Here is a 22775-nt window from a genome sequence, read left to right as displayed (position 1 = left end):
CGCGGACAGTTCGGCCGCGTTCGTCGCGAGGATGGCAGATTCTTCCGGTCGTAGCGGGGTGTTCGGGGTCTTGCGGTCCTGCGGCGAGCGTCATGGCGCAGCAGGGATGAGGAGGTACCCCGGATGTACATCGGACGTTTTCCCTATGGACGGTATGACCGGCCCCCTCAACCGGACCTCACGCTCGAGGATTTGTGGCGCGTCTACGTGCTGGTCCCGCGGGAGGACGGGTCGGGCAACGAGAACCTGACCGTCGCGGAGATGAGCGATCGCCAGTTCCGCGAGTGGATCGTGGCCAAGGCAGCGCTCCATGGGGTCTCCTTGATTCCTCCGCTGGGGCGGATCGGACTGGAAACGCGGCTCCGCTTGCTCAACTATCTGATTCACCGGGGAGTCCGCATCTATTTGATCGACAAACCGTCCGCCTGACTCCCGATCGATCGTCGAATCAGCTCTGGCTCGGTGGACCGGTAACCGGCGTTCCATCATGGCGCTGAGTCAGCCGGGCGGGTTCGCCATTCGGTGGGCGGCGATACCCGGGGGATGCCCTGTGTGTCGCAGGTGTCGATCAACGAGCGGACTCTGGCCGCTCGGTCGCCTTGCACGTGCTGGCGCTGTGCGGGGCGTTCTGGCCGTTGCTTCGCGATGAGCGCACGTTCGACTCTCCCCGCGAGTACCAGGACTGCCTGGACTTCTGTCCCGCCCGAGCTTCCGACCGACAGGATATCGGCAGCTGGGGTGCCCCTGCGTAGTGTTGGTCATGCGAGAGCGCTGTTCGGGACGAGAGGGAAGGGCGGCGATGGGAATCCTCGAGACGATGCGCGTCAGTCTCTCGGCGCTCACCGCGCAACGCGTGCGGATGGACGTCACGGCGTCGAACTTGGCGAATGTGGATACGACGCGGACACCGCAAGGCGGACCGTATTTGCGGCGGCAGGTCGTTTTCGCGACCGAGCAGCCGAGTCCGTTCGCTCGGCTCGTGCAAACGAGGACGGGGCTGATCGAGACGAACCCGCGCGTGGCACGTGGGGTGCAGGTGGCTGGGATCGTCGTCGATCGCCGTGCGGTGCGGGAAGTCTATGACCCGACTCATCCCGACGCGGACGCCAACGGGATCGTGCGGTATCCGGATATCGATGTGGTGAGCGAGATGACCAACCTGATGGCGGCCACGCGGGCCTACGAGGCCAACGTCACGGTCCTCGATGCCTTGAAGGCGATGGCGATGCGTGCTTTGAGCATCGGGCGTGCCTGAGCCGGTCGGCGGTAAGGGAGGGAGGTCGACGTGAGCATCGCGCCGATTCCACCGATCTCCGCAGCGATCGCGCCGGTCGGGACGGCAGCTGCGTCGCAGCCAGCAACTGGCCCGTCGTTCGGGGTCGTTCTCGAGCGCGCACTCGGTTCCTTGAACCAACAGATCAACGAAGCGGATCGACTGGCACTCGCCTTGGCGGCTGGGGAAGACGTGGATCTTCACGAGGTCATGCTCGCCTTGGAGACAGCGTCGATCGGTTTGCAGGCAGCGCTGCAGATCCGCAACCGGGCATTGGAAGCCTATCGTGAAGTGATGTCGATGCCGATCTGAGGAATCGAAGGGTACAGGCGAGAGCGATGCTGCGGCGGTTCGCTCCGTATTGGGAGAGCGTCAGAGAGCGCTGGGATGGCCTGAGCCAGAACCGGCGCGTGGCGATCGTCGCCGTCGCTCTCGCGGCGCTGTTCACGGTGGCGCTCCTCCTGCTCCTCCAGCCGCCGCAGCAATATGCGCCGCTCTATACGGGCCTTTCGGCCGATGATGCCGCGGCGATCATCGATCAACTCCGTCAACAAGGAGTGCCGTACAGGCTGAGCAACGACGGGACGACGATCAGTGTTCCGGTGGAGCAGGTCGCCAAGCTTCGCCTCGCTTTGGCAGCGCAGGGGCTGCCGAAGAGCGGGACGATCGGCTTCGAACTGTTCGATCGTTCCTCTTTTGGTGTGACCGATTTCCAGCAGCGAGTCAATTACCAGCGGGCACTGGAAGGGGAACTGGCGCGGACCATCAGCCAGCTGGATGGTGTCCGGTCGGCGCGAGTCCATCTGGTCATCCCGGAAGAGTCGCTCTTCAGCGAGCAGCAACAACCGACGACGGCTGCAGTCGTGCTGCAGCTGAAGCCGGGTAACCGGCTGACGGACGAGCAAGTACGCGGGGTGGTGCATCTCGTTTCGGCCTCGGTTCCTGGTCTGCAGCCGGAGCATGTCACCGTGGTCGACGAGAGCGGGAACGCACTCTGGTCGGGTGGTGGAGTCGCTGCTGCTGGTGGCATGAGCGATCACTTGAAAGCCCAGCGTGCCTTCGAGACCGCGATGGCGACCCAGCTCCAGACCATCGTGGCACGCGTGGTGGGAAACAACAACGCGGCGGTGCAGGTCAGCGCGAGCTTCGACTGGGACCAGCGCCAGGTCGATAGCGAGATCTACAGCCCTAACGGGACGCAACCGCAGGTACGGAGCCAGCAGGAACGCGTCCAGACGAGCGAGGGGACGGCGACTGGGCCGATCGGCGTACCGGGAGTCGACAGCAACGTCGATACCTACCAGGAAGGTGCGGCACAACAGAATCAGCAGCGGAGCGAACTCCGGGAGACCACGGTCAACTATGAACTTTCGCGCCAGGTCGAGCGCGTCGTCCAGGCACCGGGCAAAGTGCAGCGGTTGTCGGTGGCGGTGGTACTCAACAGCGCTGCGGTCGATCCAGCGGTGGCCGAACAGGTCCGTGACCTCGTTGCGGCGGCGGCTGGCATCGTCCCGGAGCGAGGCGATCAGGTGACCGTGAGTGTCGTGCCGTTCACGACGGCGACGGCCGAGGAGAGCGCGGCGCAGCCGGCCTTGATGGATCGGTTGCTGGAGGCGGCGCGGCTCGGTGCGATCGTCCTGATCCCGCTGCTCGCGTTGCTCATCGCGTGGCGGGTCCTCGCCGCGCAGCGGTCAGCACTGCCTCCGGTCCCGCGCTACGAGGTGGCGACTGAGGTCTTGCCGGGCGCGGTGGTGGGTGCGGCTGCGCCGTCCGCGACAGGCGGTGGAGTGGCCGGCTTGCCTGGCCAGGCCGAGGCAGCACTGAAACCGCCGAGCGGGCCTCCGCCGACACTGCGGGAATTGCAGGAGTTGGCGAAGAAGGATCCGGCGACGGTCGCACACGTGGTCCGGGCCTGGTTGAACGAGGAGTGAAACGGCGATGACGGCGCAACCGTCTCTCCGCCAAGCGAACCAGGCGCAGCCGCTCAAGGGGGCGGCAAAGGCAGCGGCACTGCTCATGGCGTTGGGGCCCGACTTCTCCGCCAAGGTGCTGCAGCACCTGCAAGAGCACGAGATCGAGGCGATCACCGTGAAGGTGGCGACGATGCCTCGCCTGAGCGAGGAGGAGGTCCGTCAAGTCCTCGACGAGGCGCACGAAATGGCAGTCGTCCACCGGTATCTCGCAGTCGGCGGGATCGAATACGCGCGGGAGATGCTAGCCCGAGCGATGGGACTGGAACGGGCGAACGCGCTGATCGATCGTGTGGTGACGATGAATCCACCGGCACCGTTCGAGTTCCTGCGCAAGTCGGATCCGCGCCAAATGGCGATGTTTCTCCAGAACGAACATCCGCAGACGATCGCCTTGATCCTGTCGCATCTGCCGCCTGTGCAGGCGGCCGCGGTGATCAGTCATCTCAACGAGGACTTGCAAGCTGAGGTCGCGCGGCGCATCGCGACGATCGATCGTACCCCCGCGGAGATCGTCAAGCGGGTCGAAGAGATCATGCGGCGGCGGATGTCCTCTCTCCTCACGCAGGATTCGCGGACCGTCGGTGGTGTCGCTCACCTGGTCGCGATCTTGAGCAAGGTCGATCGCAGTACCGAGAAGCACATTCTGGAGCGCTTGACCGAAGTCGATCCGATGCTGGCCGAAGAGGTCCGCAAGCTGATGTTCACCTTCGACGATTTGATCCTCCTGGACGATCGCTCGCTGCAACGCGTGCTGCGCGAAGTGGACATGCGCGATCTGGCATTGGCCCTGAAGGCAGCACGCGACGAACTCAAGGAGAAGATTTTCCGCAACATGTCGCAGCGGGCAGCCGAACTGTTGCGCGAGGAGATCAGCTACCTGGGGCCAGTGCGCATCCGGGCGGTCGAGGAAGCGCAGCAGCGGATCGTTTCGATCGTGCGGCGACTCGAGGAGGCGGAAGAGATCGTGATCTCGCGAGGCGAGGAGGCGATCCTTGGCTAGCGCTCGGGTGGTCAAGCGTCGCGAAGCATCGACTGCGGGCGATACGCTGGTCGTCCCGCAGCCCTCACTGCACGATCGCGAGCTGGCCGTGCGGCTCCTCGCGGAAGCGGAAGAGCGAGCGGCGGCGATCGTGGCAGCGGCTGAGGAGGAGGCGCGAGCGATCCGAGCTGCGGTGGAAGCCGAACTCGAGTCGTTGCAGCAGCAGCTATGGGAGGCTGCACTGGTCGAGGCTCGGCGGCAGGTGGAGGCAGAACTCGCCGCCGAGCAGCGGGAGCTGCTCGGCCAGTTCCGAGCACTGGTGGAGCGCGCGGTGCTGCGGGAGGAAGATATCCGGCAGGCCATGGCACGCGTGCTGGTGGAACTGAGTGTCCTCGTCGCTGAGACGATCCTCCGGCGCGAGATCGAGCGCGATGGGGAGTTGCTCGGTCGGCTCGCGCAGGCGGCACTCGAGCATGCGCCGAGTGCCCCGGTGACGCACCTGATGGTGCATCCCGAAGACGTGGAGCGAGCGCGCGAGTGGTTAGCGCGGGCATGGAACGGGCGCCCGCCGGTCGAGGTGGTCGGTGACCCGCACGTCGATCGCGGCAGCTGTGTCCTCGGAACACCGGTCGGCTTCGTCGATGCGCGGATTTCGACGCAGCTCGAGGCAGTGCGACGCGCCCTCTCGGAGGTGGCCGATGACCTTTGAAACGGTACTCGACCATTTCCGCGACCGCTTGCGCGACTTCCAGCCGATCCGGCGCGAGGGGCGCGTCGTCCGCGGCATCGGGTTGACGGTCGAGGCGATCGGACTGGATCTGGAGATCGGGGACCTGTGCCACATCTTCCCCAGTCTCGCCGAAGAGGGACGGTTAGCGGCTGAAGTCGTCGGTTTCCATGACGAGCGGCTGGTGCTGGTTCCGCTCGCGGAACTGCGCGGGGTGCGACATGGCAGCCGGGTCGTTCGAGCACCCGAAGCCTTGCACGTGCCGGTCGGGCCCGAACTCCTGGGGCGCGTGATCGACGGGCTCGGTCGACCGATCGACGGCAAGGGTCCGCTGCGCTGTCGGCGGCGCTTGCGGATCGGTGGTGCACCGCCGAGTCCCTTGCAGCGGGCACCGATCCGCGACATCTTGCCGACGGGCGTCCGGACGATCGACGCACTCTTGACGTGCGGGCGCGGGCAGCGCCTCGGCATCTTCGCTGGCTCAGGCGTCGGGAAGAGCACGCTCCTCGGCATGATCAGCCGCAACGCGGTGTGCGACGTGCGGGTGATCGCCCTGATCGGCGAACGAGGACGAGAGGTTCAGGAGTTCATCGAGCGAGACCTCGGCCCTGCCGGGCTGGAGCGAGCCGTCGTCGTGGTCTCCACCTCGGATCAACCAGCCTTGATGCGCATCAAGGCAGCCTGGACGGCGACCCTGATCGCCGAGTACTTCCGCGACTGTGGCACGAGCGTAGTGCTGATGATGGATTCGGTGACACGTTTGGCGATGGCGCAACGGGAGGTCGGGCTGGCTGCTGGTGAGCCACCGGCCACGCGTGGCTACCCGCCCTCGGTTTTCGCCCTGTTGCCGCGGCTGCTGGAGCGGGCGGGCAATGCCGAACAGGGCAGCATCACGGCCTTCTATACCGTGCTGGTCGAGGGTGACGACCTCAACGAACCGATCAGCGATACCGTACGGGGCATCCTGGACGGTCACATCGTGCTCGCACGCACGCTCGCCGATCGTGGGCACTATCCGGCGATCGATGTCCTGGCCAGCGTGAGCCGGCTCATGCCGATCCTGGTCACACCAGAACATCGAGCGCTGGCGAGCGAGGTCCGCGAGCTCTTGGCCGCCTACGAGAGCGCGCGGGACTTGATCGATATCGGTGCCTATGTCCACGGAACGAACCCGACCGTCGATCGAGCGCTCGGTCTCATGCCGGAGATCCGGGGCTTCCTGCAGCAGAAACCGGAAGAGCGCGCGACTTTCGCCGAGACCATCGCCTGGTTGGAGCGACTGCTGCGGGGAGAACGGATCGCAGCGGCAACGAGCGCAGTCTGAGGAGGTGAGGTCGCGTGGTGCGATTGCTGCGGCAACGAGCCCAGCGAATGGAGCGCTTACTCGAGCACCGGCAGAGCCTGGTCGAGGAGGCGCAGCGGCAGCTGGCCGAGCAGCAGCGGTGGGTGGCAGCCTGCGAGGCAGTCCTGGCACAGCTCGCGGCATCGCAGCGCGCGCTGGCGGCCGGGCTGGCGCAGCTGGCCAACCGCGCGGTGGACGCTGAGGTGCTGGCTGGCGCGGAAAGGTACGAATCCTGGCTCGAGCGGCGGCGCGCGGAGGAGGAAGCGCGACTCGAACAGGCCAAGCGCCAAGCGGAATTAGCTCGTGCCAGGTTGATCGCCCAGCGGCGAGAGACCAAGAAGCTGGAGCTGGTGCGGGCGCGTTGGTTGAGCGAAGCGCAGCGGCTCGAGCGAGCCGCTGAAGCGGCGCTCCTGGACGAGCTCGCGACGGTACGGGCCGCCCGGCGCCTGCTGACCGACGAGCGGACCAGGTGAGGAGCGGGTCGTGGCGGGTCTGACGATTCCACCCGAAATCATCGCCAGCATGCCGGTCCGCTTCGGTATCCGCTCGCCGCAGCTGAGTGGCTCGTCCGGAGCGAGCAGCCAGTTTTGGGCGCTCTTGGCCCAGCGCGGTGTCGTCCCCGCTGCGTCTCCGGCGACCGGCGATCCACTGGCGCAGTTGCGCGGTACCTGGCCAGTGAGCGGCACGGTGACGTCGACCTACGGACCGCGGTCGCTGCTGCCGGGTGAGACGTTCCATTCGGGGATCGATATCGCGGTTCCCGAGGGGACGCCAGTGCGCGCGACGGGCGATGGTACCGTGCGCTTCGTCGGGAACACGGACGGGTATGGGTTGCGGATCGAAGTCGATCACGGGAACGGCGTGACGACGCTCTATGCGCATCTCAGTGCGGCTGACGTGCGGCCCGGGCAGCGAGTGCAGCGTGGCCAGGTGATCGGCAAGTCCGGCAACACCGGTCTTTCGACCGGGCCGCACCTGCACTACGAGATCCGGCAGAACGGGCGCACGGTCGATCCCTGGCCGCTGCTGCGTGCTGCGCCGACCGGATCGGCACAAGGGATCGCGCGGATCTTGGCTCTTCCCTATGGTCAGGCGATCGTCCAGGCGGCGCAGCGGTACGGGTTGGATCCTGCGCTGCTCGCGGCGATGGTCAAGATCGAGAGCGGTTTCGATCCGCGGGCCGTTTCGCCAGCGGGAGCCAAGGGACTGCTCCAGCTGATGGACACGACCGCCGCGATGCTCGGGGTGCGCGATCCTTTCGACCCGACGCAAAACCTGGACGGTGGTGCCCGCTACTTCCGCCAACTCTTGGAGCGGTTCGGCGGCGATGTCGCGCTCGCGCTGGCCGCGTACAACGCCGGACCGGGGGCAGTCGAGCGCGCAGGCGGGATTCCGCCCTATCCGGAGACGCAGCGGTACGTGAACGCGGTGCTCGCGACCTGGCGCGCATTGGGCGGCACAGGATGAGAGGTGCACGATGGCTGGAACGATCGATCCGATCGGTGTGTTGGCACGGACGCTCGATGCGCTCGCCTTGCGGCAGCAGGTGACGGCGAGCAACGTCGCCAATGCCGAAACCCCCGGATTCCGTGGTCAAGCGGTCCGGTTCGAGGACGTTCTCCAGGCGATGTTGAACGGCTCGTTCACCCGCTTGCCCTTGGTGCGGACCGATCCACGGCACATCGCCACGACACCGAGTTCGCCCAGTGCCCTGCGGCCGGAAGTCGTCGCGCTCACCGGCACGCGCTATCGACCGGACGGCAACAATGTGGACATCGAACGCGAGATGGGTCTCCTGGCGGAGACGACGCTCCGCTACAGCGCGGTGAGCGAAGTCCTGGCGCGGCGCCTGGCCATGCTGCGGGCCATGGCGAGCGGTGGTCAGGGTAGCTGAGTGCCTCGAGCGGGGAGGTGCGGTGATGGTCTTGCCGGTCGAGTCGACACTGAGCGGGGTGCACGAGCGAGCTGGCCCACAACGCAGCGAGCTCGGCGGCGATGCGCAGGCCTTCTTGGCGATCCTCGCGGCGCTGCTCGGACTGATGCCGGCTGGGGGAGAAGCGCCGGGGAACGGGACGATGCCCGGCGAGGCGAGCGCGGCCGAGGGCAGGACGCGCGAACCGGCGCACCGGTCAGAAGAGTCGGTTACGCCGGACATCGTTCCGCTCGGTGTGGCGCAGGCTGGGCTGGCGCTGGCCGGAGCAACGAGCTCGGACGGGCAGCTGGGGGGTCAGCCCACGGGAGAGCGGCTCTCCGCTGCGCTCTCGGCGGAGACCGTCTTGGATGCTGGGACGATGTCGGCCGGGCTCGGTGTCCTGACCGGGCTCGTCGGCACGCCGCTGGCCGACGATCCCCAGCCGAGTGCGATGATCGATCAGGCAGGAGCTGCTCCACCGTCAGCGAGTCCGCTCGAGGGCCCGGCAGCCGGTTGGGCGGCAGCGTTGGGTGTACCGTCGAGCGGAGCAGGACGAGCGGTCGATGGCGGAACCCAGACTGGACAGCAACATGTCGTGAGCGATGGCCTCCTGGGGCACTCTGCTCGGAGCGCGGGCAAACTCGTCGCGGTCGACGAGGCTGGCCGGGTTGCCGCGCAGCGGATCGTGCTGGGGAACGAACCGGCGCGAGGAGCCGACGCTGCCGGGGCTGCCGCTTATCGAGCCAGCGAGGTAGTCCGGAGCGAACCGGCCGGGGCGCGCGTCTGGGTCGAGGGGCAGGAGTCGGATAGTCGAGGCTCGGAGCTGACGGTATCGGCCGCGCGGCGCGGGCGGAGCGACGACCGGCCGGCGCTCGTGGGAGCCCTCCTGGTCAGCGACACCGGTGGCAGCCGACCGGGTATGGCTGGGCCGGTCCTGACTGGCGAGGAAGCGGCAGCGAGCGCGGTCGGTCAGGTACAGGAACGTGTGGCGCAGGCGATCGCGCATGGTACGCGGCAGATCCGCGTCCGGTTGGAGCCGCCTGATCTGGGAGTGGTCGACGTGCGTATCCGCGAGTCGGCGGGGCGGCTGGAGGTGACGCTGGCGGCCAGCCAGCCGGAGGTGCGGCAGGCGCTGGAAGCCGGACGGGAGAGCCTCCGCGCGTTCCTCGCGGCCGGAGGGCTCACGGTGCAGCGGGTGGAGGTGCAGCCGCTGGCGACGGCGAGTGGGCAGCACGGGATCGGCGGTGGTCAATCCGGAATGGGCTGGCCGGGCGGACACCAGGGAACCTCGAGCGATCCCGGTTGGGGACGTCCCGATCGGACAGTTCTGGACCAGCGACTGCTGGAAGGGGGCTCTCGACGACGCGCGCTCGAGGAGTCGGAGTCGAGCGGTCTCGTGGACACGTGGGCTTGAGCAGCGAGGTGGAGCGATGAGCGTCGGCAGTGTGAGCGACTCGATCGGTCCGTTCGGTACGAACCCAGTATCGGCCGGTAGCGGTGCGGGGCCCGGTGGTCGATTGGACAAGCAGGCGTTCCTGATGCTCCTGGTGGCTCAGCTCAAGAACCAGGACCCGATGAATCCGATGCAGGACCGGGAGTTCATCGCGCAGCTCGCCCAGCTGAACACGCTGGAACAGCTGCAGCAGTTGAACGAGACGGTGACGGCGATGGCGCAGCATGCGGCGCTTGGACAGGTGGCTGGGTATCTGGGCCGAGTGGTGAGTGGTCTGGACCGGACGAGCGGCGCGCTGGTGACCGGCACCGTGGTGCGTGTGACCATCCTGGACGGTGTCGCGGTGCTCGAGCTCTCCGGTGGGCAGCGAATCGACGTGCGCGACGTGGTCAGCATCGAGGTAGCCGAAGGTGATCCGGGTAACGGAGCGTGAGCAAGTGAGCGCGGGGCGGGGGCCCGCGGCGCTCGCGGACTCGAGCAGGACGGAAAACGGCCGATAAGAAGAATGACGAAGGAGGACGAGCCATGATGCGATCGATGTTCTCGGCGATCTCCGGCTTGCGGGCGCACCAGACCTGGATGGACGTGATCGGCAACAACATCGCCAACGTCAACACCACCGGTTTCAAAGTCGGTCGCGTGCGCTTTACCGACATCCTGAGCCAGCTCGTGCGCGGGGCGAGCGGGCCGACCGAGACGCGAGGCGGGATCAATCCGCTGCAGATCGGCTTGGGCGCGGTGGTCAGCGCGGTGGATACGATCCACACGCAAGGTGCCTTGCAGCTGACCGGCAAGCCGAGCGACCTGGCGATCCAGGGGGACGGGTTCTTCGTGGTGAGCGATGGCTCGCAGACGTTGTACACGCGGGACGGGGCCTTCGATATCGGTTCGGACTTGCGCCTGGTCAACCCCTCGAACGGCTTCTACGTGCTCGGCTGGCAAGCGGACGCCAACGGCAATGTCGACACAGCCGGTCCAGTGGGACCGATCACCATCCCGATCGGCCAACAACTCGATGCCGTCCCCACGACGCAGATTACGGTGCAGGGGAACCTGGACGCGAACCAGGACACTGCCGCGGCGACGCCACACTACGTGACGAAAGTGAGCATCACCGATTCGTTGGGTAAGCGACACGAGTTCTACATCCTTTTCGAGAAGACCGCGGCCAATACCTGGAACTACACGGTGCAAGAGGATGACCCGAGGACGAGCGCGACCGAAGATGATACGGAGTTCACGCTCGGTGGTACGACGTCCGGGACGCTCGTTTTCGATCCGGACGGAAATCTCGATCTCGCCGCCTCGACCATCGGTGCAGTGGATCTCGATGCGACTGCTGGCGGCGCGAGTTCGATCACGGTCACGCCGGACTTTTCGCGCCTGACGCAGCTTGCGGCACCGTATTCGGCGAACGCGGCGGCCAACGGTGCGCCGGCTGGCTCGCTGACCACCTTCACGGTGAGCCAGTCCGGCCAGGTGCTGGGGATCTATTCGAATGGGGTCACCAAGGTGATCGGGCAGATCGCGCTGGCCCTCTTCACCAATCCGGGTGGGCTGATGAAAGTGGGTGGCAACGCCTATCTGCCGACGGTCAACTCGGGCGAGCCGATCGTCGGGCCGGCCGATTCCGGGGGGCGCGGCAAGATCGCCAGCGGCTATCTCGAGATGTCCAACGTCGACCTGGCACAGGAGTTCACCAGCATGATCATGGCCCAGCGCGGCTTCCAGGCGAACTCGCGGGTGATCACCACGAGCGACGAGGTGCTCCAAGAGTTGGTCAACCTGCGGCGCTGATGCTGGGACAGCCGGGCGCGAGCGAAGCGCCTCTGCTCGGGGGCGGGCGCTTCCGCTGATGCGTCGCGGGAGGGGAGGTCGGGTCGGTGCGCTGGACAGGTGGGGTGGTCGCGCTGCTTGCGGGCTCGCTCGCGCTGGCGGCAGCTGGCGGCGCACTGGTCTACGTGCCGGCGACCGGTGCGGCCGAGGTGACGATCACCGTTGCCGGCACGAGCGACGGGACGGGCAGCTGCAGTGGCAGCGGGACGACGCGCAGCTGCCCGACGTTGCGCGCGGCGGTCATCCTCGCGAACTCGCTGAGCGACCCGGTCACCATCCAGCTGCAGGACGGACGCTATGAACTGTCCATTCCACCGGCGACGGATGACACGGCCGAGAGTGGCGACTTGGACGTGACCAAGCGCGGCGGCGCCTTGCGCGTGCTCGGGAGAAGCGAGACGACCATCGTCGGCGTTTGGCCGGCGGAGGATCAGGCCGACCGGTTGTTCGACGTGGGAGCGGGCACGACACTGATCGTGGAGAAGGTGACGCTCAGCGGCGGTCGGGCAGTGCATGACGATGCCCGCGACCACAAGGGCGGCGCGATCTGGGTGGGTGGCGCGCTCCAGCTGGCTGACGTGACGTTTCAGGAGAACGTGGCTGCCGGTGACGGTGGTGCGGTGTACGTCGCGCCGTCCGGAACCTTGTCCGTGCTGTCCGACCGGAGGGTCGCGTTCGCGCGCAATCGCGCCGGTGATTCGGCGGACGCCGACGAAGCCAACGGCGGTGCGCTAGCGGTCGCGGGTACAGCGGTGCTGGACGGGGTAGCCGTGTTGCACGGCAACGAGGCGACCGGTGCGGGCGGCGCCGTGTGGGTCTCCGGGGGGCGCCTGGTGTTGGGGAGCCGGGTCACGCTCGGCGGCGGCGCGGCGAGCGACGTCAATCGCGCCAGAGACGGCGGTGCCCTGGCGGTCGAGGGCGGCCAGGTGGAACTCCAGGGGACGCTGGTGCGCGGCAATCAGGCCGGCAACGGTACGCCGTCCGACGAGGCTGGTCGCGGCGGTGGCATCTGGGTGGCGCGTGGCCAGGTGACGCTGCGTCAGGTGAAGGTCGTGGCGAACCGGGCGGTCCGCGGCGGGGGAATCGCGTCCGACGAGGGGATCGTAACCCTGTTGGACAGCGAAGTGCGCGAGAATCGGGCCGAGCTGGATGGGGGTGGCATCGCTCTGCTCGGGAAGGGGACGGCGCAGATCGTCGGTGGAACGATCGGTACCAATACGGCGGTGGAAGGTGATGGGGGCGGGATCCTCAACGCGGGGACACTGGCGCTCTCGCGCACGGTCATCGAAGGAAACCGAGCCGAGGCTGGCGCGGGCGGCGGGATCTCGAGCAGTGGGACGCTCGATCTGAGTTCGCCCGAAACGGTGATCGTGCGCGACAACCGTGCTCGACTGGGAGGCGGTCTGGCGAGCACCGGTACCGGTCGCTTGCGCAGTTTGGTGGTGCAGAACAACGCGGCCACCCAAGACGGGGGCGGGATCTGGAACCAGGGAGACCTGCTCCTCGACGGAGCGACCGTCGAGGCGAACCGTTCCGAGGCAGCTGGTGGTGGCATCTACCACACCGGCAGCAAGACGCTGACGCTGCAGGGGAACACCGTGGTGCGCGGTAACCAGGCGGCGCTGGACGGTGGTGGCATCGCCGCGCTGGGCAAGGCGAGCCTGAACGGCGCAACGGTGGTCGGGAACGTGGCTGGTGGGTCGGGTGGAGGGTTGGCGGCGCGCGGCCAGGTCGACCTCCAGCGCGTGCAGTTGATCGACAACCAGGCCACGAACGACGGTGGCGGGCTCGTGGTCGAAGGAACCGCCAAGGTGACGATCGCGGATAGCGCGATCCGACGCAGCAGCGCGGGACAGCTCGGCGGCGGAATCGCCGTGCGATCCGGTGGGCAGCTCACCATGACCGCGAGTTCGGTCACCGAGAACCAGACGGCCTCCTATGGGGGTGGGATCGCCGTATTGGGAGCAGTGGGCCTGACTAACGTGACGGTGAGCACCAATGTGAGTCAACAGCGCGGCGGTGGCCTTTGGGTGGGGCCGCAGGGGACGGCGAGTCTGCAATTCGTGACCGTGGCCGCGAACGCGGCAGCGGCTGGCGGCGCACTGTACAACGATGGAGGTGGGGTCACGCTGCGCGGGACGCTCCTGGCGGCCAGCCCAGGCGGCGGCAATTGCGGCGGGCTGGCACCGAGTTCCCAAGGGAGCAACCTGGAGGATCGTGACAGCTGTGGGTTGCGTGGTGCTGGAGACCTGATCGATACAGATCCCACTTTACAGCCCCTCCGAGTGGATCCGGTCGGCGGCACGCTCTACCATGCACTCGGCCTCGGCTCGCCCGCTCTCGATGCAGCTGGGACGCAGGGATGCCCGAACGAGGACCAGGTTCGTACCAAACGACCACAAGGTCCGGCCTGCGATATCGGAGCCTGGGAGTTGCCGGTTCCGGAGGCGACGCCGCTCCCGACAGTCAGCCCGACCGGTACGCCAGCTGGTACGCCCGGAGCAGGGCCAGGGCCGACGATCACCCCGACTGCCCGACCGGTGTTCGGTCCGGCGACGCCGATCACCGGTCCTGGCCCGACGCCGACTCCGACGATCGGTCTGCCGGCGACCGGGTCGGCCAGGCCGAATCCGGTCGCTCGCACGCTGGGAGTCGGTTTGCTCGTTCTAGGGGTAGCTGGGATGATGGCCGGTGGCGTCGGGCTGATGCGGGGGCGGCGAAGCCATGCTGCGCGCGCGAGGTAGCTCATGCGCTCGGCGGGGCTGGTCCTGCTTCTCGCTGCGGCGGCGTGGGTCCTCGGTGCGGGGATCGGTCTCCTGGCTGGAACGTCGTTGCTCGACGATCCTCGGCTGACCCCGACGGTGCGCCCGCGTGTCGTCGCCGTGACACCGACCGCAACGCCCACGACGGAAGCGAATCCTGTCCCGAACCGTTCGGTGGTTTCACCTCCGAGCGAGCCGATCTCGATCGGCCGTATCCGGATCCCGGCGATCGGGGTGGATGCGCCGGTCGTCCCGAAAGGGTTGGACAGCGAGCGCCGGATGGAGGCCCCGGACCGCCCGGACGAAGTAGCCTGGTACGACTTCACGGCGTTACCCGGGCAAGGCAGCAACGTCGTGCTCGCTGGGCACGTCGATTTTGCCGGTGTGGGACCGGCGGTGTTCTGGGATCTCTGGCGTGTCCGCGTCGGTGACCTGGTCGAGTTGGAGCTAGCGGATGGGCGCGTGAGCCGGTATCGCGTGACGGGGTTGGAAACGGTCGAGGAAAGGCAGGCACCGGTCGAACGGATCGTCGGGCCGACCGGGGAGGAACGGCTGACACTGATCACGTGCGCGGGGAACTACAACCCGGCGACTGGCCGGTACGACCAGCGCTTGATCGTCATCGCGATGCCTCTCGCCAATCGATGAGGCTACCGATTCGTACAGGAGTCCTGTCGCGCTACCGAGCCTCGGGTGATCGAGCGTTCTGTGATACAGCTACCCCGCACTACCTCCGTGGGGATCGACTCGCCTAGTGCACGGTGCGGAGCGAGTTACCTGCTCCCGTGAGCACCGTAAGACCGCTGGAGCAGGTGAACAGCGCGACGTCGCGGCTGCACCGAGCTCCGACGCGGTGGGGCGTGCGAGAAGCTGGCGGTCGCCGCGGAAGATCGACACGTCGAGCGCGCAGACCGAATGCGGAGAATTCGCGACCGTGCGACGCGTCTGGGTCGGGTGGTCGGGGAACTCAGGAGGAAGCGACGCAGCGGCCGCGTTGCCGCCCGGGCGGGCGGGGTGGTCGTGGCGAAGCCGGCGTTGCGAACTCCTGCAGCGTTGCATGAGTGTACGGCACGGTTGCATCACGCGCCGATATGAGACGAGCGGCGGATGCTTGTCGTCGTTTGCCGTGCTCCGGCATGATGGAAAGCGCGAGGGTCGGAGAAAAGGGAAGGAGCGAGGATGAACGAGAAACCGACGCTCGGTCTCGTCGGGTTAGGGAGCCTGGGGCGGGCGTTGGCGCTACGCTTGCTGGACGCGGGATACCGGCTGCTCGTGAACGACCGTCGCTGGGAGGTGGCACAGGCATTGGAACTGCACGGGGCGACAGCGATTCCGACGCCGCTTCTGTTGGCTGAAGAAGTCGACATTTTTCTGACCTGTTTGCCGGGGGACGAGGAACTGTTCGAGGTTTATATCGGTCCAGAGGGGGCGCTCGAGCACTTGCGGCCAGGGGCGACGGTGATCGACCTCAGTACCGCCTCACCGATGATGATGCAACGGATCGATCGAGAGGCGCGGCTGCGCCAGATCGACGTGGTCGATGCGCCGGTCGGAGGGGGGCCAGCTGAGGCCAGCAGCGGCCAGTTGACGCTGATGGTCGGAGCCGAGCCGGCGGTGTTCGAGCGGGTGTTGCCGCTTCTCGGAGCATTGGGGCAAGAGATCTATCTGGTCGGCCTACCCGGCATGGGGAAGGTGGTCAAGCTGATCGACCAGTTGCTCGCCGGGGTGAACTTGGTCGTCATCGGGGAGGCATTGGCGTTAGCAGCCAATGCCGGGGCCGATCTCGCGACCGTCTACGAGGCGCTGCGCTCGAGTACCGGCGGTTGGAAGCTGTGGCGGGACGTGGTGCCGGAACTCTTGCAGGAAAGTGGTGAAGTGGTCTTTCGACTGGAGCTGATCAAGCGCGACATGGAACTCGCGATGCGGCTCGGGAACGACGTGGGATCGCCGGTTCCGATGACAGCGCTCGCCCATCAGTTCTATGTGGCTGCGATGGCGCGGGGTTGGGGGCAGCTCTCGGCATACGAGGTCGCGCGGTTGGTCGGTCGGCTGGCGAATGTGAGCTTCAGCTCGAGCAGCGCGCGTGGCGGCGATCTTCTGGCTGCGGAGTGACGCTCAGGCCGCACCGAGATAGGCGGCTTGAACGCGCGGATCGGCGGCGAGTTCGGCCGCTGGGCCGCTCAAGACGATGCGGCCAGTCTCCAAGACATACCCACGATGTGCCACTTCCAGCGCCATGCGGGCATTCTGTTCGACGAGCAGAATCGTCGTCCCATCGCGATTGAGCCGTTGGATCACCTCGAAGATGCTCTCGACGAGAACCGGAGCGAGTCCCATAGACGGCTCGTCGAGGAGCAGGATGCGTGGCTGCATCATGAGCGCACGACCGATGGCGAGCATCTGTTGCTCACCGCCGGAGAGGGTGCCCCCCGCCTGGTGACGTCGTTCGGCGAGGCGAGGGAAGAGGCTGAAGACGTACTCCTGGCGACGGGCGATCTCGGCGCGGTCGCGCACGGTAAAGGCGCCGAGGCGGAGATTTTCCTCCACGCTGAGGCGCGGGAAGATGCGGCGTCCCTCCGGCACGTGACCGACGCCCAAGGCGACGATCTCGTGCGGCTTGCGATGGGTGAGATCGACATCCTGCAAAAGGATACGTCCGGCGGAGGGGCGGACGAGGCCGGAGATCGCGCGGAGCGTCGAGGTCTTGCCAGCGCCGTTGGCACCGAGGAGGGTGACGATCTCGCCGGACTCGACAGTCAGCGAGATCCCCTTGAGGGCTTGGATCGGCCCGTAATGGACATGGACACGCTGAAGCTCAAGTAGTGGCATGGGGTCGTGCCTCTCCGTCCTGCATCGGCAAGCTCGTTCCGAGTCCGCTGGCAGCCCCGCGCCCGAGGTAGGCCTCGATGACGCGTGGATCGCGACGGACAGCGTCGGGTGGCCCTTCCGCGATCTTTTCCCCGAAGTCGAGCACCGTCACCAGATCGCTGATGTTCATGACGACCTTCATGTCGTGCTCGATCAAGAGAATGGTCAAGCCGCGCTCGTCGCGCAGCCGGCGGATGAGCTGGATCATTTCGTCGGTTTCTTGTGGGTTCATCCCGGCAGTGGGCTCGTCGAGGAGCAGCAACTGCGGTCGGAGCGCGAGGGCGCGGGCGATCTCGAGTCGTCGCTGATCGCCGTACGGCAGGTTGGCCGCCGTGAGGAACTCTTTGCCAGCGAGGCCGACATACGCCAAGAGGTCGCGAGCCTCGCGCTCAGCTGCTCGCTCGGCCTGCCAGTAGCGGGCGGTGCGGACGACGGCATCGATCAACGAGTAGCGGACATGGGGATGCAGGCCGATGAGCACATTGTCGAGAACGGAGAGATGTTTGAAGAGTCGAATATTCTGATAGGTGCGAGCGATACCGAGCTGGGCCACGAGATCGGGGCGGAGTCCGGTGATCGACGATCCGGCGAAGAGGATGTCACCGCCATCGGGCCGGAGGAAGCCGGTGATGCAGTTGAAGAGGGTGGTCTTGCCAGCGCCGTTCGGGCCGATGACACTGTGGATCGAGCGCTCCGTGACCGCCAAGTCGACATCGCGGAGCGCGACGAGACCGCCGAAGCGCTTCGTGAGGTGACGAGTTTCCAACAGGGCCACGAGCTTGCCTCCTCAGCTGCGACCCGGAGCGATCTCGGCTGGGGCGATCTCGCGTGCTTCCTCGACGGCCTCCTCGAGTTCGCGTCGGTGGATGCGCTCGGGGAGGAGTCCGGCTGGTCGGAAGAGCATCATCGCGATCAGGACGATACCATAGACGAGCAGGCGGTATTCCTGGAACTCGCGGAGGAGTTCAGGGATACCGACCAGTGCGAGAGCCCCGACGACGACCCCGGGCAAACTTCCCATGCCGCCGAGTACCAAGAGCGCGACGACGTTGATGCTGACCAAGAGCGAGAAGCTGGCGGGGACGACCGAACCAACGAGCGACGCGAAGAGCGCACCGCTCAATCCTCCGAAGGAGGCACCGATCGCGAATGCCGAAAGTTTCGCAGTGACGCGGTTGATCCCCATGGCTTGAGCGACGAACTCGTCCTCGCGGATCGCGAACCAGGCGCGGCCTAGACGCGAGTCGCGCAGGCGAATGGAGAGGAACCAAGCGAGGAGACAAGAGAGGAGGACCAGGACATAGAACTCTTGGGGGCTGTCGATGCGGAAAGAGCCGATTTCTGGTCGCGCGATGCGGGTGACTCCCTGTGCGCCACCGAGATAGGGCTTGAGCCAATCAGAGAGGACGAGGAGACGGACGATCTCGCCGAACCCGAGTGTGGCGATCGCCAGGTAATCGCCGCGCATGCGCAGGACCGGGAGGCCGACCAGCAGACCGGCCAAGACCGTGAGCAGGATCGCGATCGGTAGTGCGACCCAGAAATCGAGCGTGAAGCGCTGCCCGATCTCCGGAGAGGTCAGTACGGCCATGGTATACGCGCCGACCGCGAAGAACGCCACGTAGCCCAGATCGAGGAGACCGGCGAAGCCGAGCACGAGGTTCAGCCCGAGGCCCATGAGGATGTAGAAGCCGACGAAATCGGCCACGTTGCTGAGGAAAAGTCCGGCCCAGAGGGGAACGCTGGCCAGGAGGAGGATCACCACTAAGCGTGTCAGCGGGACTCGGATCGGTGACGGGACGCGTTCGACGAGCCGCCTGGCTCCTGCCCGGCCGGGGAGCGCCCAGCGGAGAGCGAACAGGAGAAAAAAGAGCGTGAAGACGATCACGGCGCCGATCACGCTGAGTCCGGCTGGTCCATAGAGGAAGCTGACGAGTCGGCTCGGCAGGATGGGACCGAGCACGTCGCGCAGCAGACCGAGCAGGAGCGTCGCCAGAGTGGCAGAGACGCTGACACGTCCCCAGGGAGCAGGAGCAGCACCGACTACGCCCGAGATGATGCCGGCGACAGCGGCGATCAGGAGCATCCGAAGAACACCGGCAAGCGAGACGCCAGCACCGAAGGTCAGAACGCGGGCGAGTTCGGGTGTCGCGTTCAGGAAGATCTGGCGCAGATTGAACTGCGTCACGATCAACGCCAGGACGAGGACGAGCAGACCAGTGGTAAGTGCGGAGAGCGCTCCCCAAGCGACGCGCTGGAGAGAGCCGGCGTAACGACGCCCCGTGGCGTGCGCGACCAGGGCGAAGAGGGCAACGAGCAAGGCGTAGCTGAAGGTGACGGTTTCCCCGATGAGCCGGCGCTGGGCAAAGGCGGGAATCAAACCGACCAAACTGAGGTGCCAGACGGCGAGACCGCCGACAAGGCCGATGAAGAGGGCACGCCGGAGTGCTGCCAGGCTCATACCCGTTCCTCCCCACCCAGCCGCTCACCGAGGATGCCAGTCGGCCGGAAAATGAGGATCAAGACGAGAATCGTGAACGCGATCACGTCCTTGAGCTGGTGCGCGGCGCGGATGCCGTAGCCGTCGAAGAAGAGGCTCGGCCCGACGGATTCGATGACGCCGAGCACCAGACCACCGATGGCTGCACCGGGGAGGTTACCGATGCCCCCGAGCACCGCAGCCGTGAACGCCTTGATACCGGGCAGGAAGCCCATGAAGAACTGGACTTGGATGAAGACGAGCGCGTACAGGACGCCCGCGATACCAGCCATGAAGCCGCCGACGGCGAAGGTCGTGACGATGGCGCGATCGACGTCGATGCCCATGAGCGCAGCTGCTTCGCGATCCTCGGCGACCGCGCGGATGGCCAATCCAGCTCTGGTCCGCTGCAAGAACAGCACGAGCAACAAGAGCGTGATCGCGACGCCGACGAAGACGGCGATCTGGGTCTTCTGGAAGACCCAGAGCTTGCCCTGGAGGACAGGGATAGCTGGGTAAGCGCGCACGCCCGAGCCGAAGAGTCCGCGGAAGGTGTATTGGAGGAAGAAGGAGGCGCCGACCGCGGTGATCAGCGGCACGAGGCGGGGAGCGCCGCGGAGCGGGCGATAGGCGATGCGCTCGACGAGGACTGCGATGGTCATGGAGACGAGGCCGCTGAAGAGGAGCATGGCGATGAGACTGATCCACGGGTGAGCCTTGAGGAAGCCGCTGCGGTTCAGGTAGTCGGCGAGGAAGAAGGTGGTCATGGCACCACTCATGAAGACCTCGCCGTGCGCGAAATTGATCATGCGCAGGACGCCATAGACCATAGTGTAGCCGAGGGCGATCAGGGCGTAGATCGAACCCTGAGCGACACCGAAGACGATGAAATCGCGCCACTGGGCAGCCGTGTAGTGCCCGGCTCGCAGCGTCAAAACGGAGCCGACGAAGACGATGCCGAGCAGAACAGCCCCGATCGTCCAGACGATGAGCTGGGATGCCTCGAGCCGGCGACTACTGAGGAACGAGCGCGGTGTCGCGATGGCCACTATCTGCTCCTCGCTCCGTTCAGCTTCCTGTTACAGGAAGAGCGCCGGGTCGGGCTCATCCCGACCCGGCGCCGACTTGCCCGAGTTACTCATGGATAGATCTTGCGGATGGCGCTGTCCGGCCAGTTGGCCGTATCGGTGCTGAAGACTTCGTAGACGGCGATCTTGGGATCGGCGCAGTCGCCGTTCGGGTCACAGGTCAGGTTCCCAGTCAGACCAGCGAAGTTCTTGGTCTGATACAGCGCGTCGCGGAGCGCCTTGCGCGGGATGTAGAGCGTTCCGTCCGGTGCCTGGACGGCCACCTTCTTGATCGCTTCCACGATCATCATGGTCGCGTCGTAGGCATGGGCGTGGAAGCCCGCGACCGGCTTGGTGCCGTACTTCTGTTGATACTTTTGGACGAATTCCTGGTACTTGGGGCCGAGGACGGTCAGATCCGGACCGCTGAGATACATGCCGACAGCGGCCTGGCCAGCGTTTTGCACGGTCTGGGGCTCGAGCAGGCCGTCAGCGCTCATCAGCTTGACGTTCTCCAGCCCGCTGATCTCCTTGGCCTGGATCGTGATGAAGGAGCCAGCCGGGTTGAAGATCGGATAGTAGATCAGCTCGGGTTGCTGGGTGGCGATGCGGGTGAGGACCGGGCGCATATCGGTGTCGTCCGGGCTGATGGCCTCCTGGGCGACGACCGTTCCCCCGAGCTTCTGGACGTTCTCAGCGAAGACGTTGGCCAGCTGCTCAGCGTAGAGGCTGCCGTCGTGGATCGTCGCGACCCGCTTGAGGCCGAGCTTGTTCACGACGAATTCGGCAGCTACTCGACCCTGGACCTTGTCGTTATGGGCGACGCGGAGGTAGGCCTCGACGTGCTTGGCTGGATCGGTGAGATCCGGTGCGGTGTTGGACGGTGAGACCATCACCAGGCCAGCCTGGTCGATGATCGGGGCGCCGACGCGAGCCTCGGAGGAGCAGGAGGAACCGACGATCGCGACGATGCGTGGATTCGCAGCGAGACGAGTCGCGGCAGCCTGCCCGCCCTCCGGATTGCAGCCGGAGTCCTCGCCGACGAGCTCGATCTTGTGGCCGAGGAGTTGCCCACCGAGATCATCGATGGCGATTTCGATTCCTCGCTTGGAGTCCTCGCCGAGTTGGGCCGTGCCGCCGGAGACGGTCAGCATCCAAGCCAGGACGATCGGTTCACCCGGCTTGATCTCGAGGACACCGATCGGATCGGTGGGCTTGGTCACCTGGGCTTGGGGCGTAGGCTGTGCCGCTGGAGTCGGTGAGGCGGCCGGAGCAGCCGCTGGCGTCGGGCTGGGCTGGGCAGCGGGAGCGGGAGTCGGTGTCGGCTCCGCTCGCTGGCAGGCGGCGAGAACGAACACCAGTGAGAGCAGCACCATGGTGAACAGTCGTGCCGGTCGTTGCATCGATCCTCCTCCTCGACAGTCCGACCAAAACACGCAACACCCGGACATGCCGAAAGCGGCGTCCGTGTAGACACATTCTCACACAGATCTGGTCGCGTCGTCAAGCGGTCATCCTGTTCACGGTGCAGGGTGGCCGGTGCCTTCGCGTCGACACGGTGCACCAAGCGGAAAGATCGGCACGATGCGACGCAGTCGCCGAACTGCGTCAGGGTGGCCGGAGAATTCTCCTGCGGTGAAGGACTCGGTGTCGTCAGGGCCACAACGAGCGTGCCCTGCCCGAACCGTCGCGGCACAGCGCGGCGTTGGGGCGCGGGCAGACGCCATCCGCGTGACAGCCCGAGCAGAGGCTCGCCGCGCCGATCGTCGTCGGTGACGTCCATGACCGTCTGGCGGACACAGTGCGGGGGCGAAGAGTGCGAGCGGGTCGAGCGTTCCGTGACCGCTGCGATCCAAATGTGCGCTGGCTGGGAGATCGACAGCACAGGGAAACTCGCATCGGATACAGGGCGTAGGGATCGAGTGAGACAGAAAACCGCTGCGAAGTCTTGACACCCGTTCGCTCTGCACATTACAGTGAAGCCGTACCCCGGTTGAGTATCGCGGAGGAGGAGCGATGACTTCGGTTGCGCAGCTGGATGACGTCACTCGCCGCGATCTGGTCGAGCGCCTGCGTCGTATCGAAGGACAAGCGCGGGGGATCG

21 protein-coding genes are annotated in these 22775 nt (G+C 66.4%); 16 read left to right on the top strand and 5 right to left on the bottom strand.

Annotated elements, in window-relative coordinates:
- Positions 1-123: 123 nt before the first annotated feature.
- From ACWIVK_RS05570 to ACWIVK_RS05495, 16 genes are all read left to right on the top strand, one after another.
- The gene (locus tag ACWIVK_RS05570; RefSeq protein ID WP_448575586.1) at positions 124-429 is read left to right on the top strand and encodes a hypothetical protein; all 306 of its coding nucleotides are present in this window, start codon (positions 124-126) and stop codon (positions 427-429) included.
- 370 nt (positions 430-799) lie between these two features.
- Positions 800-1255, top strand: coding sequence for a flagellar basal body rod protein FlgC (gene flgC / locus ACWIVK_RS05565; RefSeq protein ID WP_448575585.1), 456 nt, complete (start codon positions 800-802; stop codon positions 1253-1255).
- A 30-nt stretch (positions 1256-1285) separates the two neighbouring features.
- Positions 1286-1585 (top strand): flagellar hook-basal body complex protein FliE, encoded by a 300-nt coding sequence (gene fliE, locus ACWIVK_RS05560; protein ID WP_448575584.1) that lies wholly within the window; start codon positions 1286-1288, stop codon positions 1583-1585.
- A 26-nt stretch (positions 1586-1611) separates the two neighbouring features.
- Positions 1612-3204, top strand: a complete 1593-nt coding sequence (gene fliF, locus ACWIVK_RS05555; protein ID WP_448575583.1) for a flagellar basal-body MS-ring/collar protein FliF — start codon at positions 1612-1614, stop codon at positions 3202-3204.
- A 7-nt stretch (positions 3205-3211) separates the two neighbouring features.
- Positions 3212-4246, top strand: coding sequence for a flagellar motor switch protein FliG (gene fliG, locus ACWIVK_RS05550; RefSeq protein WP_287416019.1), 1035 nt, complete (start codon positions 3212-3214; stop codon positions 4244-4246).
- Positions 4239-4934 (top strand): FliH/SctL family protein, encoded by a 696-nt coding sequence (locus ACWIVK_RS05545; RefSeq protein ID WP_448575582.1) that lies wholly within the window; start codon positions 4239-4241, stop codon positions 4932-4934. Before fliG ends, ACWIVK_RS05545 begins: the two co-directional genes overlap by 8 nt.
- A complete protein-coding gene (locus ACWIVK_RS05540) occupies positions 4924-6276 on the top strand; it encodes a FliI/YscN family ATPase (RefSeq protein ID WP_448575581.1) in 1353 nt (450 codons plus the stop codon). The genes ACWIVK_RS05545 and ACWIVK_RS05540 overlap by 11 nt, the downstream gene beginning before the upstream one ends.
- A 47-nt stretch (positions 6277-6323) precedes the next feature.
- Positions 6324-6767, top strand: a complete 444-nt coding sequence (locus tag ACWIVK_RS05535) for a flagellar FliJ family protein (RefSeq protein WP_448575580.1) — start codon at positions 6324-6326, stop codon at positions 6765-6767.
- 10 nt (positions 6768-6777) lie between these two features.
- On the top strand, positions 6778-7761 hold the full coding sequence (locus ACWIVK_RS05530) for a peptidoglycan DD-metalloendopeptidase family protein (RefSeq protein WP_448575579.1): 984 nt from the start codon (positions 6778-6780) through the stop codon (positions 7759-7761).
- A gap of 10 nt (positions 7762-7771) precedes the next feature.
- Positions 7772-8188, top strand: a complete 417-nt coding sequence (gene flgB, locus ACWIVK_RS05525) for a flagellar basal body rod protein FlgB (protein ID WP_448575578.1) — start codon at positions 7772-7774, stop codon at positions 8186-8188.
- A 25-nt stretch (positions 8189-8213) separates the two neighbouring features.
- Positions 8214-9620 (top strand): flagellar hook-length control protein FliK, encoded by a 1407-nt coding sequence (locus ACWIVK_RS05520; protein WP_448575577.1) that lies wholly within the window; start codon positions 8214-8216, stop codon positions 9618-9620.
- A gap of 16 nt (positions 9621-9636) precedes the next feature.
- The gene (locus ACWIVK_RS05515; RefSeq protein ID WP_448575576.1) at positions 9637-10092 is read left to right on the top strand and encodes a flagellar hook capping FlgD N-terminal domain-containing protein; all 456 of its coding nucleotides are present in this window, start codon (positions 9637-9639) and stop codon (positions 10090-10092) included.
- A gap of 92 nt (positions 10093-10184) precedes the next feature.
- Positions 10185-11456, top strand: coding sequence for a flagellar hook protein FlgE (locus ACWIVK_RS05510; protein WP_448575575.1), 1272 nt, complete (start codon positions 10185-10187; stop codon positions 11454-11456).
- Between the two features lie 86 nt (positions 11457-11542).
- Positions 11543-14239 (top strand): right-handed parallel beta-helix repeat-containing protein, encoded by a 2697-nt coding sequence (locus tag ACWIVK_RS05505; RefSeq protein ID WP_448575574.1) that lies wholly within the window; start codon positions 11543-11545, stop codon positions 14237-14239.
- 3 nt (positions 14240-14242) lie between these two features.
- Positions 14243-14905, top strand: a complete 663-nt coding sequence (locus ACWIVK_RS05500) for a class F sortase (RefSeq protein WP_448575573.1) — start codon at positions 14243-14245, stop codon at positions 14903-14905.
- Between the two features lie 531 nt (positions 14906-15436).
- The gene (locus ACWIVK_RS05495; protein ID WP_448575572.1) at positions 15437-16369 is read left to right on the top strand and encodes an NAD(P)-dependent oxidoreductase; all 933 of its coding nucleotides are present in this window, start codon (positions 15437-15439) and stop codon (positions 16367-16369) included.
- 3 nt (positions 16370-16372) lie between these two features.
- Here ACWIVK_RS05495 and ACWIVK_RS05490 read toward each other — a convergent pair whose 3' ends face one another.
- The 5 genes from ACWIVK_RS05490 to ACWIVK_RS05470 all read right to left on the bottom strand — a co-directional run bounded on the left by ACWIVK_RS05490 (position 16373) and on the right by ACWIVK_RS05470 (position 22074).
- On the bottom strand, positions 16373-17086 hold the full coding sequence (locus ACWIVK_RS05490) for an ABC transporter ATP-binding protein (protein ID WP_012643207.1): 714 nt from the start codon (positions 17084-17086) through the stop codon (positions 16373-16375).
- Positions 17073-17900, bottom strand: coding sequence for an ABC transporter ATP-binding protein (locus tag ACWIVK_RS05485; RefSeq protein WP_448575571.1), 828 nt, complete (start codon positions 17898-17900; stop codon positions 17073-17075). Before ACWIVK_RS05485 ends, ACWIVK_RS05490 begins: the two co-directional genes overlap by 14 nt.
- A 12-nt stretch (positions 17901-17912) precedes the next feature.
- Positions 17913-19586: a branched-chain amino acid ABC transporter permease gene (locus ACWIVK_RS05480; protein WP_448575570.1), complete on the bottom strand. Its 1674-nt coding sequence runs from the start codon at positions 19584-19586 to the stop codon at positions 17913-17915.
- On the bottom strand, positions 19583-20653 hold the full coding sequence (locus ACWIVK_RS05475; RefSeq protein WP_448575569.1) for a branched-chain amino acid ABC transporter permease: 1071 nt from the start codon (positions 20651-20653) through the stop codon (positions 19583-19585). The genes ACWIVK_RS05480 and ACWIVK_RS05475 overlap by 4 nt, the downstream gene beginning before the upstream one ends.
- 89 nt (positions 20654-20742) lie before the next feature.
- Positions 20743-22074 (bottom strand): branched-chain amino acid ABC transporter substrate-binding protein, encoded by a 1332-nt coding sequence (locus tag ACWIVK_RS05470; RefSeq protein WP_448575568.1) that lies wholly within the window; start codon positions 22072-22074, stop codon positions 20743-20745.
- Positions 22075-22775 lie beyond the last annotated feature (701 nt).

It is taken from the genome of Thermomicrobium sp. (assembly GCF_053493975.1).
Note: the sequence above shows the minus strand (reverse complement) of the source record. Positions and strands in the feature narration are given on the sequence as shown.

Coding starts and splice junctions, on each gene's coding strand:
- ACWIVK_RS05570 (WP_448575586.1), top strand. CDS start 124: ATGTACATCGGACGTTTTCCCTATGGACGGTATGACCGGCCCCCTCAA.
- flgC (WP_448575585.1), top strand. CDS start 800: ATGGGAATCCTCGAGACGATGCGCGTCAGTCTCTCGGCGCTCACCGCG.
- fliF (WP_448575583.1), top strand. CDS start 1,612: ATGCTGCGGCGGTTCGCTCCGTATTGGGAGAGCGTCAGAGAGCGCTGG.
- fliG (WP_287416019.1), top strand. CDS start 3,212: ATGACGGCGCAACCGTCTCTCCGCCAAGCGAACCAGGCGCAGCCGCTC.
- ACWIVK_RS05540 (WP_448575581.1), top strand. CDS start 4,924: ATGACCTTTGAAACGGTACTCGACCATTTCCGCGACCGCTTGCGCGAC.
- ACWIVK_RS05535 (WP_448575580.1), top strand. CDS start 6,324: ATGGAGCGCTTACTCGAGCACCGGCAGAGCCTGGTCGAGGAGGCGCAG.
- flgB (WP_448575578.1), top strand. CDS start 7,772: ATGGCTGGAACGATCGATCCGATCGGTGTGTTGGCACGGACGCTCGAT.
- ACWIVK_RS05520 (WP_448575577.1), top strand. CDS start 8,214: ATGGTCTTGCCGGTCGAGTCGACACTGAGCGGGGTGCACGAGCGAGCT.
- ACWIVK_RS05515 (WP_448575576.1), top strand. CDS start 9,637: ATGAGCGTCGGCAGTGTGAGCGACTCGATCGGTCCGTTCGGTACGAAC.
- ACWIVK_RS05510 (WP_448575575.1), top strand. CDS start 10,185: ATGATGCGATCGATGTTCTCGGCGATCTCCGGCTTGCGGGCGCACCAG.
- ACWIVK_RS05500 (WP_448575573.1), top strand. CDS start 14,243: ATGCGCTCGGCGGGGCTGGTCCTGCTTCTCGCTGCGGCGGCGTGGGTC.
- ACWIVK_RS05495 (WP_448575572.1), top strand. CDS start 15,437: ATGAACGAGAAACCGACGCTCGGTCTCGTCGGGTTAGGGAGCCTGGGG.
- ACWIVK_RS05490 (WP_012643207.1), bottom strand. CDS start 17,086: ATGCCACTACTTGAGCTTCAGCGTGTCCATGTCCATTACGGGCCGATC.
- ACWIVK_RS05480 (WP_448575570.1), bottom strand. CDS start 19,586: ATGAGCCTGGCAGCACTCCGGCGTGCCCTCTTCATCGGCCTTGTCGGC.
- ACWIVK_RS05470 (WP_448575568.1), bottom strand. CDS start 22,074: ATGCAACGACCGGCACGACTGTTCACCATGGTGCTGCTCTCACTGGTG.